Below are 13681 nucleotides of genomic sequence, written 5' to 3' on the forward strand. Positions count from 1 at the left end.
CGTGCTGCGGTGAGCGACTTCCCCTGGCTGCTGGCGATGATCGCCGTGCCGGCCGTCGGCGCCGCGGTCGTCGCGGCCCTGCCCCGCGAGCGGGCCCTGCTGGCCAAGCAGGTGGCCCTGGGGGTCGGCCTCGTCGTGCTGCTGCTGGCCGTGCTGGCCACGCTCGCCTTCGACGCGGGCGGGCCGCGGTTCCAGCTCACCACCTCGGTGCCCTGGATCCCCGACTTCGGCTCCGACTTCGCGCTCGGTGTCGACGGCATCGCGCTGGTGATGGTGCTGCTCGTCGGCGTCCTGGTACCGCTGGTGGTGGCCGCCTCATGGCACGAGGCGGACGCCGGGCCCCGGCCGGTGCGGGTCTTCTTCGCCTGGTTGCTGCTGCTCGAGGCGATGATGGTGGGCGTCTTCGTCGCCACCGACGTGCTGGTGTTCTACGTCTTCTTCGAGGCGATGCTCGTCCCGATGTACTTCCTGATCGGGAGCTTCGGCGGGCCCCGCCGGCAGTACGCGGCGGTCAAGTTCTTCGTCTACAGCCTGGTCGGCGGCCTGGTGATGCTGGCCTCGGTCATCGGCCTCTACGTGGTGAGCGCCGCCGTGCTCGGCGAGGGCACCTTCGCCTTCGACACGCTCACGCGCATCGACATCGACCCCGACGTCCAGCGCCTGCTGTTCCTCGGCTTCTTCATCGCCTTCGCGATCAAGGCCCCGCTGGTGCCCTTCCACACCTGGCTGCCCGACTCCGGTGCCGAGGCGCCCGTCGGCGGGGCGGTGCTGCTGGTGGGCGTGCTGGACAAGGTGGGCACCTTCGGCTTCCTGCGCTACTGCCTCCCGCTGTTCCCCGACGCCTCCCGGTTCTACGCCCCGTTCGTGCTGGTGCTGGCGGTGATCGGCATCCTCTACGCCGCGCTGCTGGCCATGGGGCAGAGCGACATGAAGCGGCTGGTCTCCTACACCTCGATCTCGCACTTCGGCTTCATCGCGCTGGGCATCTTCGCCTTCACCACCGAGGCCGGCACCGGTGCGGTGCTCTACATGGTCAACCACGGGCTGGCGACCGGCCTGCTGTTCCTGGTCGTCGGCATGCTGATCGCCCGCGGCGGGTCCCGCCGGATCGCCGACTACGGCGGGGTGGCGGCGAAGGCGCCGCTGCTGGCCGGCGCCTTCCTGGTGGCGGGCCTGGCGTCGCTGGCGCTGCCGGGCACCGGCAGCTTCGTCAGCGAGTTCCTCGTGCTCATCGGCTCGTTCCCCGAGCGGCCGGTGTTCACGGTGCTGGCGACGCTCGGCATCATCCTGGCCGCCCTCTACGTGCTGCTGATGTACCAGCGCACCATGCACGGGCCGGCCCGCGGGGTGCTGCTGCAGGAGGACCCGGCCGAACCGCTGCCGGCCGGTGGTGGCGGCGCGACGGCGACGGCCACGCTCACGACCCCGCGCCGCACGCTGCGCGTGGCCGACCTCGGCCGGCGCGAGCTCGCCGTCGTCGCGCCGCTGGTGGCGCTGATCCTCGTGCTCGGCGTCTACCCGCAGCCGCTGATCGACCTGATCGAACCGGCCGTCGTCGCCACCCTCGACGACATGGGCGCCTCCGGAGGGACCGACTGATGATCGAGGCACCCGACATCTCCTGGGGGGCGCTGGCCCCCCTCCTGCTGGTCTTCGGCGCCGCCTGCGCCGGGATCCTGGTCGAGGCCTTCGTGCCGCGGGCGCTGCGGCACCCCGTCCAGGTGGGCCTCGCGCTGGCGGGCACCCTCGGGGCGCTGGCCGCCACGGTGCTGCTCGCGGGCACCCGGGAGGTCACCGCGGTGGGCGCCCTCGCCATCGACGGCCCGGCCCTGTTCCTCCAGGCCACGATCGCCGGCCTGGGTGCGCTGTCGCTCCTGCTGTTCGCCGAGCGCGCGCTGGACCCGGCCCGCTCGGCGTTCGTGGTCAGCGCCGCCGTGCCCGCCGGCAGCCCGCGCGACCGGGAACTGGCCACCGTGCCCCAGGTGCAGACCGAGGTGTACCCGCTGGCGACCTTCGCCATCGGCGGCATGATGCTGTTCGTCGCGGCCAACGACCTGCTGGTCATGTTCGTGGCGCTGGAGGTGCTGAGCCTCCCGCTCTACCTGATCAGCGGCCTGGCCCGCCGGCGCCGGCTGCTGTCCCAGGAGGCGGCGGTCAAGTACTTCCTGCTGGGTGCGTTCGCCTCGGCGTTCTTCCTCTACGGCCTGGCCCTGGTCTACGGGGCCGCCGGGAGCGTCCGCCTGAGCGAGGTCCGTGAGGCGGCGGGCACCGACGGCGGGGGGGTGCTGCTGGTCCTCGGGCTCGCGCTGCTCGTCGTCGGGCTGCTGTTCAAGGCCAGCGTGGCGCCGTTCCACACCTGGACACCCGACGTCTACCAGGGCGCCCCGACCGCGGTCACCGCCTTCATGGCCGCCTGCACCAAGGTCGCGGCCTTCGGTGCGATCCTCCGGGTGCTGTACGTCGCCTTCGGCACCGCGGAGTGGACCTGGCGGCCGCTGGTCTACGCCGCGGCGATCGTCTCCATGGTCGTGGGGGCGGTCCTCGGCCTCACCCAGACCGACCTCAAGCGCATGCTGGCCTACTCCTCGGTGGCGCATGCCGGCTTCCTGCTCACCGGCGTGATCGGCCTGGGGGCGACCGGCACCGGCTCGGGCCTCCCCGCGACGATGTTCTACCTGCTCGCGTACGGGATCACCACGCTCGGCGCCTTCGCCGTCCTCACCCTGGTGCGCGACGGCGACGGGGAGGCGAGCCACCTGTCGCAGTGGGCCGGTCTCGGCGCCCGCTCGCCGATCACCGCCGCGGTCATGACGCTGTTCCTGCTGGCGCTGGCGGGGATCCCGCTCACCGCCGGCTTCACCGGCAAGTTCGCGGTGTTCCGGGCGGCGATCGAGCAGGGTGCCTGGCCGCTGGCCGTCGTCGCGCTGCTGGCGAGCGCGGTGGCCGCCTTCTTCTACCTCCGCGTCGTCGTGCTCATGTACTTCTCCGAGCCGGTCGCCGACGGGCCGACGGTGGGAGTGCCCGGCGTGCCCACCACCCTGGTGCTCGCGGTGACCGCGACGGCGACCGTCGCGCTCGGCATCGTCCCCGGGGCGGTGCTCGACCTCGCCGAGCGGGCGGCTATCTTCGTCGGTTGATGACCGGAGCCCGTGCCGCAGTCGACGGCACTCCCCCCGAGGTCTGGCACCGGATCTCCACCCCGGCGTCCACCATCGGCCCCTGGCTGCCCGAGGGGCGACTCGGGGAGGCGCTGGCGGACGGGCTCGCCCGGGTGGAGGCCGAGCTGGTTGTCGCCGTGGGCAGCGAGCACCCGTTCGTGCGGGAGGCCGCCGGCCACCTCATGGCCGCCGGGGGCAAGCGGTTCCGGCCGATGCTCGCGCTTTTGGCCGCGCAGCTGGGCGACGCCTCGGCCGCGGCGGTCACGCAGGGCGCCGTCGTCTGCGAGCTGACCCACCTCGCCACGCTGTACCACGACGACGTCATGGACGAGGCCGCCGTGCGCCGGGGGGCGCCCAGCGCCAACAGCCGGTGGAGCAACAGCATCGCCATCCTGACCGGCGACCTGCTCTTCGCCCGGGCGTCCGACATCCTGGCCGATCTCGGCCCGGAAGCGGTGCGCATCCAGGCGCGGACCTTCGAGCGGCTGGTCACCGGGCAGATCAAGGAGACCGTCGGCGCTCAGCCGGGCGAGGACGCGATCGCCCACTACCTGCAGGTGCTCGCCGACAAGACGGGCTCGCTCGTCGCCACCTCGGCCCGTTTCGGCGCCTCCTTCGCCGGGGTCGACGCCGCGCTCGTAACGGCCCTGACCGAGTTCGGCGAGGAGGTAGGCGTCGCCTTCCAGATCTCCGACGACCTGATCGACATCGTCAGCACCGACGGGGTCTCGGGGAAGTCCCCCGGCACCGACCTGCGCGAGGGGATCGCCACGCTGCCGGTGCTCTTCGCCCTCGCCGGCGACGACCCGGACGAGGCCCGGCTCCGCGAGCTGGTGGCCGGCCCGGTCACCGACGACGACCAGCACGCCGAGGCGCTCGCGCTGCTGCGCTCCTCCCGGTCGCTCGCGCGCGCCACCGGCGTGCTGCGCGAGTACGCCGACCGGGCGCGCGCCCGCCTGGCCGGGGTGCCGGCCGGCGACGTCCGCGACGCCCTCTCCGCCCTGTGCGACTACGTGGTCACGCGCACCAGCTGAGGGAGGACCCCGTTGCCCCGCACCGCTGGCAGTCTCGCGGCGGGGCCGTGCGTGGTGGCCGCGCTGCTGCTCACCGCGTGCTCCGGCGGATCGGGGGAGGACGTCGGGTCGGTCGCGACGCCGCCCGCCACGGAAGCTCCGGCCGGCGCCCCGTCGCTGCGGGTCGAGGTGGTGGCGGACGGGCTCGACCACCCCTGGGACGTCGCGCAGGCCGAGGACGGCACCCTGCTGGTCGACGAGCGCGGGGGCGACCTGACCGCCGTGCTCCCCGACGGCACGGTCCGGAAGGTCCAGGCCGACTTCTCCGACCTCTTCGCCACCGGGGAGACCGGGCTGATGGGCCTGGCGCTCGACCCCGCGTTCGCGGAGAACCGGCGGTTCTACACCTGCCAGGGCGTGACCGACGGCGACGGTGCCTCGATCGAGGTGATCGCCTGGACCGCCGCCGACGACTGGAGCGCCGCCACCCGGGTCGACGACCCGCTGATCGGCGGCATCCCGGTCAACGAGGGCTCCGGGCGGCACGGCGGGTGCCGGCTGGAGTTCGGGCCGGACGGCGCGTTGCTGGTCGGCACCGGCGACAACGCCGTGGGCACCACCCCGCAGGACCTCGGGACGCTGGCCGGCAAGGTCCTCCGTGCCGATCCGGCGACCGGCGAACCGTTGCCGGACAACCCCTTCGCCGCCCCGGACGACGGCGCCGAGAACCTGATCTGGACCTACGGGCACCGCAACGTGCAGGGTCTGGCCGTCCGGCCCGGTACCGACCAGACCTACTCCGTCGAGCACGGCCCCGACCGGAACGACGAGGTGAACCTGCTGCAGCCGGGCGGCAACTACGGCTGGGACCCGGTAGGTGGTGGCAGCTACGACGAGAGCGTGCCGATGACCGACCCGGGGATCGAGGGCGCTCTACCGGCGGTCTGGGACTCGGGCGCCCCGCCGATCGCGCCCAGCGACGGCACCTTCCTCGACGGCGAGGGGTGGGGCGGCTACGACGGGCTGCTCCTGCTCGGCGCGCTGCGGGGGCAGCACGTGCTGGCACTCCGCCTGGACGAGGAAGGGGCACTCGTCGAGCAGTTCCGGCTGCCGGAGCTGGACGGCACCTACGGCCGGATCCGCACCGTCGAGCTGGGCACCGAGGGCGCGCTCTACGTCACCACCGACAACGGCGACGACCGGGACCAGCTGCTGCGCGTCACCCCGCAGGGCTGAGCGCCCGTCCCGCGACGCGCTGCGGGACGGCGGTGCCCGGCGGCAGCAGCGGGCACGGGTCGGGTTCGCCCAGCACCGTCCGCACCGGGAGGACGCCGGCCCACACCGGGCCCCCGAGGTCGCGCTCGTCGTCCCCCGGCGGGCCGGTGCGGATCTTGACGCTCGCCTCGGCGAGGTCCAGGGCGAGCACCGCGGTGGCGGCGAGCTCCTTGCGGTCGGGCCGGCGGGTGGCCGCCCACGAGCCGGGCGCCAGGTGCTCGGTCAGCACCTCCAGCCCGAGCAGCCGCTCGTCGGGATCGGTCACCAGCCGGGCCGCACCGTGCACCACCGCGCAGCGGTAGTTGACCGAGTGGTGGAAGGCCGAGCGCGCGTAGACGATCCCGTCGAGGTGGGTGACGGTGAAGCAGACCGGCACTCCCGTCGCCGCCGCCCGCAGCGTGGCCGCGCCCGTCGAGCCGTGCAGGTAGAGGGTGTCGCCGTGCCGTCCGTAGCCCGTCGGCAGCACCACGGGTGCGTCCCCGAGCTGCACGCCGAGGTGGCCGATCAACCCGGTGTCCAGCACGGCGTGCAGGTCGGCCCGGTCGCTGCGGGCGCGCTTCGCGCCCCGGCGCACGGTGCTGCGGGCGGTGGGGGAGAGCGGGTCCGCGGTGTCCACGACATCGATCTTGGCGCTGCCGGTGGACTGCCGGAACGGCCAATCCGCTAGATTCCCGGCAGTCCACTTTCCCGTCCTCAGGAGCGCCGTGATCGACGTCCCCCCGGTGGTGCTCGACCGCGGCTCGGGGACGCCGCTCTCGGTCCAGCTGGCCGAGGCGCTGCGCGGCGCGGCCGCCGGCGGCATTCTCCGCCCGGGCGACCGGCTGCCCTCGACACGCGCGCTCGCCGCCGCGCTCGGGGTGAGCCGCACCGTTCCCGTTGCCGCGTACGACCAGCTGCTGGCCGAGGGGTGGCTCGGCGGCCGCCGCGGCGCGGGCACGTACGTCCTCGGCGCGGTGACGGCTGCCCCGGTGAGGTCGCCCGCGCCGGCCGCCGGCGTCACGGTGGTGCCCGAGCTGGTCGACCTGCGCGCCGGGTCGCCGTGCCTGGAGGTGCTGGACCGGGCGGCCTGGCGGCGGGCATGGCGGGCCGCCGGTGAGGGTGCACCCGACGCCCACCCGGAGCCGGCCGGGGACCCGGCCTTCCGGTCGGCGGTCGCGGAGCACCTGCTGCGGCACCGCGGCCTGGTCGCCGGCGCGGACGACGTGCTGGCCACGGCCGGCACCTCGGCGGCGGTGGGGGAGGTGGCCCGCACGCTGCCGCCCGGCAGCCGCGTGGCGGTGGAGGACCCGGGCTACCAGCGGGTCGCCGGCGCGCTGCGGGACGCGGGGGTGGAGGTGGTGCCGGCAGGGGTGGACGACGACGGGCTGGTCGTCGAGCAGCTGCCGTCGGACGTGGCCGCCGTCTACTGCACGCCGGCCCACCAGTACCCGCTGGGCCGCCGCATGTCCGCCGCCCGCCGGCTGGCGCTGGTCGCGCGGGCCCGCGCGGAGGGCTGGTGGGTCCTGGAGGACGACTACGACGGGGAACTGCGCTACGACGTCGCGCCGCTGCCGCTGCTGGGGGCGCTGGGGCCCGACGTCGTGGTGCACCTGGGCACGACCGGGAAGATCCTGAGCCCCACCCTCGGCGTCGGCTGGGTCGTGGCTCCCGAGCCGCTGCGCGCGGCCCTGCTGACCCGTCGCACCGCCACCGGCACCCGGCCGGCGCGGGCGGGGCAGCGCGTCTTCTCGGCGTTCGCCGCCTCGGGCGACCTCGCCCGCCACCTGCGCCGGCTGCGGCGCGAGCTCGTCGCGCGGGCCGACGAGGTGCGCGCCGCGGTCGCGGCCGCCGGCTGCCGGGCCGAGGGGGACGCCGCCGGGGCGCACGTCGTGGTGCCGCTGCCCGACCCCGTCGCCGAGGAGGCCGTCCGGGCGGCGGGCGCGGCGCGGGGGGTGGCGCTGGACGGCCTGCGCCGGCACACGGCGCACGGTGACACCCGGCGGTCGGGCCTGGTCGTCGGCTTCGCCGCCCCCGCGCGGGAGGAGCTGCGCCGGGCGCTGCCGGTGCTCACGGCGGTGCTCCGCGAGCACGCCCGTGGGCCCGCCTCCGCGAGGGAGGCGGGCCCGGTCGCGCCGAGTGGACGCGTCTTCCCCGCGGAGGTGTGACGCAGCGCTCAGCTCATCCGGGGGACGGCACCTGGCCGCGCCGGTGCGATCCGGAGGATCGCAGTGTCATCGCCCTACCCCACGGTCCAGGTGTCGCCGCCGGCGAGCAGCGCGTCGAGGTCGCCGGGGCCCTGCAGTCGGGCCTCGTGGAGCTGCTCGGCCATCATCGCCTCGTAGCTCGGCTTCTCGACCTTCCGGAACACGCCCATGGGGGTGTACCGCAGGTCCTGCGTCGACAGCCGCGAGAGCGCGAACGCGTACGACGGGTCCTGGCGGGTGGCGTCGTGAACGACGATCTCGCCGGCGTCGACCTGGTTGGTCTCGGCCACCCGGAGTCCGCCGAAGTCGTCGCGGACCACGCACGAGGCGCCGTCCGGGCCGAACACCAGCGGCTTGCCGTGCTCCAGCGGGATCGTCCACATGGGGCCGGTCGCCGGGTCCTTCAGCAGCTCGAAGGCGCCGTCGTTGAAGATGTTGCAGTTCTGGTAGACCTCCACCAGCGACGTGCCCTTGTGCTCCGCCGCCTGGCGCAGCACGTCGGTGAGGCCCTTCCGGTCGGAGTCCATCGCCCGGCCGACGAAGGTGGCGTCCGCGCCGATCGCGAGGGACACCGGGTTGAACGGGTGGTCCAGCGAACCCATCGGCGTGGACTTGGTGACCTTGCCGACCTCGGAGGTCGGCGAGTACTGGCCCTTGGTCAGGCCGTAGATGCGGTTGTTGAACAGCAGGATCGTCATGTTGACGTTCCGCCGCAGCGCGTGGATCAGGTGGTTGCCGCCGATCGAGAGCGCGTCGCCGTCACCGGTGACGACCCACACCGACAGGTCCGGGCGCGCCGCGGCCAGCCCGGTCGCGATCGCCGGGGCCCGGCCGTGGATCGAGTGCATCCCGTAGGTGTTCATGTAGTACGGGAAGCGCGACGAGCACCCGATGCCCGAGACGATCACCATGTCCTCGCGCGCGATGCCCAAGCTCGGCAGGAAGCTCTGGACGGCGTTGAGGATGACGTAGTCACCGCACCCGGGGCACCAGCGCACCTCCTGGTCGGTCTTGAGGTCCTTGCCCTTGAGCTCGGTCAGCTTCGGACCGTGCTGCTCGAGCGAGCGGGCGATGGCGGCGTCGATCGGGGTCGGCGCGTCGGGCATGCCGAGTTCGACGGTGGTCACTGGGGTGCTCCGTTCACAGCTGCGGGCTTCACCGCGGCGGGGTCCACGGTGTCGATGGCGTCCTGGATGACGGCGGCCAGCTCGGCCGCGCGGAAGGGCAGGCCGCGCACCTGGGTGTGGCTCTGCACGTCGACCAGGTACTTGGCGCGCAGCAGCAGGGCCAGCTGCCCCAGGTTCATCTCCGGGCAGATCACCCGGTCGTACCGGGCCAGGACCTCGCCGAGGTCGGCCGGGAAGGGGTTGATGTGCCGCAGGTGGATCTGGGCGACCTTGCGGCCCGAGCTCCGGATCCGGCGTGCGGCGGCGCCGATCGGCCCGTAGGTGGAGCCCCACCCGATGACCGCGACGCGCGCGTCGCCGTCGGGGTCGTCCACGTCCGTGGGCGGGATCGTGGCGGCGATCCCGTCGATCTTCGCCTGGCGGGTGCGGGTCATGAAGTCGTGGTTGGCCGGGTCGTAGGAGATGTTCCCGGTCCGGTCGGCCTTCTCCAGCCCGCCGATGCGGTGCTGCATACCCGCGGTGCCCGGGATCGCCCAGGCGCGGGCGAGGGTCTCGGGGTCGCGCAGGTAGGGGAGGAACTCGCCGTCCTCGCCGTTGGGCTCGGTGGCGAAGCCCACCGCCGGGGCCAGGTCGGGCAGCGAGTCGGCGTCCGGGATCGCCCACGGCTCCGCCCCGTTGGCCAGGTACCCGTCCGAGAGCAGCATGACCGGGGTGCGGTAGGTCAGGGCGATGCGCGCGGCCTCGACGGCGGCGTCGAAGCAGTCGCCGGGGGAGCGCGGCGCGATGACCGGGACCGGGGCCTCGCCGTTGCGGCCGAACATCGCCTGCAGCAGGTCGCTCTGCTCGGTCTTCGTCGGCAACCCGGTGGAGGGGCCGCCGCGCTGCACGTCGACGATGACCAGCGGCAGCTCCGTCATGACCGCCAGGCCGATGGTCTCCGCCTTGAGCGCGACGCCGGGGCCCGACGTCGTCGTCACGCCGAGCGCACCGCCGAAGGAGGCGCCGAGCGCGGCGCCGATGCCGGCGATCTCGTCCTCGGCCTGGAAGGTGCGCACGCCGAACGCCTTGTGGCGGGAAAGCTCGTGGAGGATGTCCGACGCCGGGGTGATCGGGTAGGCGCCCAGGAACAGCGGCAGCCCGGAGCGCTGACCGGCGGCGACGAGCCCCAGGGCCAGGGCCTGGTTGCCGGAGATGTTCCGGTAGCGGCCCGGCTTCATGGGGGCCGGCTTGATCTCGTAGGAGACGGCGAAGGCCTCGGTGGTCTCGCCGTAGTTGTAGCCGGCCCGGAACGCGGCGATGTTGGCCGCAGCGATCTCCGGCTTGCGGCGGAACTGGCGCTCGAGGAAGCGGACGGTGCCCTCGGTCGGCCGGTGGTACATCCAGCTCAGCAGGCCGAGCGTGAACATGTTCTTGCTCCGCTCCGCCTCCTTCTTGCCGAGGCCCGAGTCCGCGAGCGCGTCGAGCGTCATGGAGGTCAGCGGGACGCTGACGGTCTGCCACCCCTCGAGGGAGCCGTCCTCCAGCGGGTTGGTGGCGTAGCCCACCTTGGCCAGGTTGCGCGGCGTGAACTCGTCGGAGTCGACGATCAGCAACCCACCACCGGGGAGCTCGGCGAGGTTGGCCTTGAGCGCGGCGGGGTTCATCGCCACGAGCACGTCCGGGGCGTCGCCCGGCGTCATGACGTCGTGGTCGGCGAACTGCAGCTGGAAGGAGCTGACACCCGGCAGGGTCCCCGTCGGCGCCCGGATCTCGGCGGGGAAGTTCGGCAGCGTCTTCAGGTCGTTGCCGAAGGACGCCGTCTCGCTGGTGAAGCGGTTGCCGGTCAGCTGCATGCCGTCGCCGGAGTCACCGGCCAGCCGGATGACGACGCGGTCGAGCTCCACGACGCTCTTGACGAGCCCGCCGGGAGCGGAACCGGACACCGGGGTGGCCGGGGCGTCGTTCGAGCTCGACGGCGCGACGGTCGGGTTGGTGCCAGTCATGAGCGGTCTACCTCCACCGGGCGAGGTTACGTGCGTGTGTCGGCGCCCGGATGTGCAACCGGACACGCTGCGGCGGCGAGGATCTCACCGCGTTCCCGGGGAGCAACCGCGGTTCCCGCGTCGTCATTCCACCGGAGGACGGCCGATCACCGGTGCGGGAACGGGCGCCCCGGGGGCGACGTTGGACCGGTCGTGCAACGCATGACCAACGGACTGAAGACCGCCCTCCTGCTGGGTCTCATGGGCGGGCTGATCCTCATGGCCGGCGCGCTGATCGGCGGGCGCGGCGGTCTGCTCATCGCGCTGGTCATCGCGCTCGCGGTGAACGGATACGCCTACTTCAACTCCGACAAGCTGGCGCTGCGGGCGATGCGTGCCTTCCCGGTCACCGAGACCCAGGCGCCGCAGCTGTACGCGATCGTGCGCGAGCTCGCGACCGAGGCGCGCCAGCCGATGCCCCGGCTCTACGTCAGCCCGACGAACCAGCCCAACGCCTTCGCCACCGGCCGCAACCCGCGCAACGCGGCCGTCTGCGTCACCCAGGGCATCCTCGAGCTGCTCGACCGGCGGCAGTTGCGCGGGGTGCTCGCCCACGAGCTCTCCCACGTCTACAACCGTGACATCCTGATCAGCTCGGTCGCCGGCGCGATGGCCACGGTCATCACCTACCTGGCGCACATGGCGATGTTCGCCTCGTTGTTCGGGGGGCGCTCCGACGAGGACCGGGGCGGCGGCAACGCCCTCGGCGGCCTGCTGCTCGTGCTCCTCGGCCCGCTCGCCGCCGGGCTGGTGCAGATGGCGGTCAGCCGCAGCCGCGAATACCAGGCCGACGCCTCCGGGGCCCAGCTGTCGCAGGACCCGCTGGCGCTGGCCGACGCCCTGCGGGTGATCGAGCGGGGGACGGCGGCGCGCCCGCTGCCGCAGGAGGAGCGGCTGGTCACCCAGAGCCACCTGATGATCGCCAACCCCTTCCGCGGGCACGGGATGGCCTCGCTGTTCGCCAGCCACCCGCCGATGCCGCAGCGGATCGCCCGCCTGGAGCAGATGGCCCGCGAGCTCGGCCAGCGCTGAAGAAGAGCCCGGCCGCTCGTCCCGACACGCCCCGCGCGCCGTGGGGCCCGCGGCCGGGCCGTTCCGTCACGTCACCTGTAGTTGTCGAACTGCAGGGCGACGTCGAGGTCGGCGCCGCGGAGCAGCTGCTGCACCGCCTGCAGGTCGTCCCGCTTCTTGCCGCTCACGCGCAGCTGGTCGCCCTGGATCTGCGCCTGCACGCCCTTGGGGCCCTCGTCGCGGATCAGCTTCGCGATCTTCTTGGCGGTGTCGGACTCGATGCCCTGCTTGATCTTCGCGCCGATCTTGTAGGTCTTGCCCGAGGCCTGGGGCTCCCCGGCGTCGAGCACCTTGAGCGAGATGTTCCGCTTGATCAGCTTCTCCTTGAACACCTCGAGGGCCGCGGAGACGCGCTCCTCGGTGTCCGCCTGCAGGGTGACGCCGTCCTCGCCGGCCCAGGCGATGGTCGCGTTCGTGCCGCGGAAGTCGAACCGCTGAGAGAGCTCCTTGCCCGCCTGGTTCAGGGCGTTGTCGACCTCCTGCCGGTCGACCTTGCTCACGACGTCGAAGGATGCGTCGGCCATGTCGTTTCCTCTCCGTGCGGGACGGGGCGCTCGGCGGCCCGTCGGTGGGGACCCGTCACGTGCCGGGCCCCTCGGCTTGTTACTCTCTCCCGCGTACCCATCGCGGCGGGTTGCCCGAGTGGCCAATGGGAGCGGACTGTAAATCCGTCGGCTTAGCCTACGAAGGTTCGAATCCTTCACCCGCCACGCCCGGTACGACGGCCCCCGACCGCCAGGTCGGGGGCCGTCGCCGTTCCGTTCCCCTTCAGGGCGACGTCGGCGCCCGGGCGCTCGAGACGGCGGTGCGCTCGAGCTGCTGCCCGCCGAGGAAGAGCCAGCCGAAGGCGATGTCGACGTGGCGGGTGCAGCGCACGGTGACCTCGGCGCCGTCGGTCTCGGCGGCCCAGCTGTCCAGCGCGACCCCGCCGTCGGCCAACTGGTCGCCGACCGCGGCCTGCGCGGCGGCGCGGGTGAGCGGGAGCTCGGCATCCACCCCCTGGGCGTAGACCACCGCCTCGTCGGCCTGGTTGGCCGCGGCGAGGGCGGCGCCGTCGCAGACCGACTGCACCTCCTGCTGCTCGAGGAAGGCGTCGGACGCGGCGATCGCCCCGAACGCCATGAGCGCCGCGACGAGCCAGCACACCAGGACGAACGGGAGCGTCGAACCGCGTTCGCGGTCGTCCTGGTCGAGGCGCACGCCCGGCAGCGTAGGCAGCGGCGGGCGGTCGCCCACGACCTGTGGACACGATCTGTGGACACTGTGGACGGCGGTTCACCCGTCCTCGTGTCCTCCCGCGGGCGCCTGTGGACGACGCCTGGCCGCGGCGGTGCCGGGTCCGTCGTGCGGCCGGTCGACCCGGCGTCCGCGGAGGCCCGCTCCCCGGGCGCCGTAGAGCCTGCCGGCGGGTGAAGCGGCTCACTCGACGTGTGATCAACGTGGCGGGTGGTAACGACATGGCGTCTCCCGCGGCGTGTCGTGATCGACATGCTTGTGGCCGCCCGTGACGGGAAGGAGTGTCTCCCGCGCGGTCCGTATTCGACGACGCTCTGCCCCCGCGCGTAGATGGCTGCCGCAACAGCCGATCAGTCGTGCCACGAGGGAGGCGCCATGAACAGCAGCGTGCAGCGTGAGGCCGGTAACCGCGGTGTGAAGTGGGGCCGTGGCGTGAAGTGGGGCCGTGGCGTGAAGTGGGGTCGCAGCCAGGCCTGAGGCCTCCGCGGTCCGGGTCGCCGGAGCTCACCCGTCGGGGCGGTCGGTCGAGTGGGCCGGCTGCCCCGCCTCATGTCCGGGGAGGCTCGTGCCGATGATCGTCGCGGACGGGGGCTCCGA

The 13681-nt window shown here is 73.5% G+C and carries 11 protein-coding genes and 1 tRNA gene; 7 read left to right on the forward strand and 5 right to left on the reverse strand.

What is annotated here, in order from left to right; translation table 11 throughout:
* Positions 1 to 9: 9 nt before the first annotated feature.
* From ACI79W_RS01425 to ACI79W_RS01440, 4 genes are read left to right on the forward strand one after another with little or no spacing between them, the layout of a single operon-like run.
* Positions 10 to 1599, forward strand: coding sequence for an NADH-quinone oxidoreductase subunit M (locus tag ACI79W_RS01425; protein WP_456560306.1), 1590 nt, complete (start codon positions 10 to 12; stop codon positions 1597 to 1599).
* Positions 1599 to 3137: an NADH-quinone oxidoreductase subunit NuoN gene (nuoN, locus tag ACI79W_RS01430; protein ID WP_456560307.1), complete on the forward strand. Its 1539-nt coding sequence runs from the start codon at positions 1599 to 1601 to the stop codon at positions 3135 to 3137. The genes ACI79W_RS01425 and nuoN overlap by 1 nt, the downstream gene beginning before the upstream one ends.
* Complete coding sequence (locus ACI79W_RS01435) at positions 3137 to 4192, forward strand: polyprenyl synthetase family protein (protein ID WP_456560308.1); 1056 nt, start codon at positions 3137 to 3139, stop codon at positions 4190 to 4192. The genes nuoN and ACI79W_RS01435 overlap by 1 nt, the downstream gene beginning before the upstream one ends.
* Before the next feature lie 12 nt (positions 4193 to 4204).
* Positions 4205 to 5407 carry a PQQ-dependent sugar dehydrogenase gene (locus ACI79W_RS01440; RefSeq protein ID WP_456560309.1) on the forward strand — a complete coding sequence of 401 codons (1203 nt, stop codon included), beginning with the start codon at positions 4205 to 4207 and terminating at the stop codon, positions 5405 to 5407.
* On the opposite strand, the gene ACI79W_RS01445 is transcribed toward ACI79W_RS01440, so the two are convergent.
* Positions 5391 to 6062: a pyridoxamine 5'-phosphate oxidase family protein gene (locus ACI79W_RS01445; protein WP_456560310.1), complete on the reverse strand. Its 672-nt coding sequence runs from the start codon at positions 6060 to 6062 to the stop codon at positions 5391 to 5393. The two genes, ACI79W_RS01440 and ACI79W_RS01445, sit on opposite strands and share 17 nt — an antisense overlap.
* An 88-nt stretch (positions 6063 to 6150) precedes the next feature.
* Between ACI79W_RS01445 and pdxR the strand changes: the two genes are divergently transcribed.
* Complete coding sequence (gene pdxR, locus ACI79W_RS01450) at positions 6151 to 7590, forward strand: MocR-like pyridoxine biosynthesis transcription factor PdxR (protein ID WP_456560311.1); 1440 nt, start codon at positions 6151 to 6153, stop codon at positions 7588 to 7590.
* 74 nt (positions 7591 to 7664) lie between these two features.
* On the opposite strand, the gene ACI79W_RS01455 is transcribed toward pdxR, so the two are convergent.
* Together ACI79W_RS01455 and ACI79W_RS01460 are read right to left on the reverse strand one after the other, a co-directional pair.
* Positions 7665 to 8756: a 2-oxoacid:ferredoxin oxidoreductase subunit beta gene (locus tag ACI79W_RS01455; protein WP_456560312.1), complete on the reverse strand. Its 1092-nt coding sequence runs from the start codon at positions 8754 to 8756 to the stop codon at positions 7665 to 7667.
* A complete protein-coding gene (locus tag ACI79W_RS01460) occupies positions 8753 to 10738 on the reverse strand; it encodes a 2-oxoacid:acceptor oxidoreductase subunit alpha (protein ID WP_456560313.1) in 1986 nt (661 codons plus the stop codon). Before ACI79W_RS01460 ends, ACI79W_RS01455 begins: the two co-directional genes overlap by 4 nt.
* 201 nt (positions 10739 to 10939) lie before the next feature.
* Here ACI79W_RS01460 and htpX point away from each other — a divergent pair, with 201 nt between their 5' ends.
* The gene (htpX, locus tag ACI79W_RS01465) at positions 10940 to 11809 is read left to right on the forward strand and encodes a zinc metalloprotease HtpX (RefSeq protein WP_456560314.1); all 870 of its coding nucleotides are present in this window, start codon (positions 10940 to 10942) and stop codon (positions 11807 to 11809) included.
* 71 nt (positions 11810 to 11880) lie between these two features.
* On the opposite strand, the gene ACI79W_RS01470 is transcribed toward htpX, so the two are convergent.
* Complete coding sequence (locus tag ACI79W_RS01470) at positions 11881 to 12372, reverse strand: YajQ family cyclic di-GMP-binding protein (protein ID WP_456560315.1); 492 nt, start codon at positions 12370 to 12372, stop codon at positions 11881 to 11883.
* Positions 12373 to 12476: 104 nt separating this feature from the next.
* Here ACI79W_RS01470 and ACI79W_RS01475 point away from each other — a divergent pair.
* A tRNA-Tyr gene (locus ACI79W_RS01475) sits at positions 12477 to 12558 on the forward strand.
* Positions 12559 to 12616: 58 nt separating this feature from the next.
* Here the strand turns inward: ACI79W_RS01475 and ACI79W_RS01480 are convergent.
* Entirely contained in the window at positions 12617 to 13048 is a 432-nt protein-coding gene (locus tag ACI79W_RS01480; protein WP_456560316.1) for a pilus assembly protein TadG-related protein, read from the reverse strand.
* Between the last annotated feature and the right edge of the window lie 633 nt (positions 13049 to 13681).

This window comes from Blastococcus sp. SYSU DS0533, assembly GCF_054050775.1.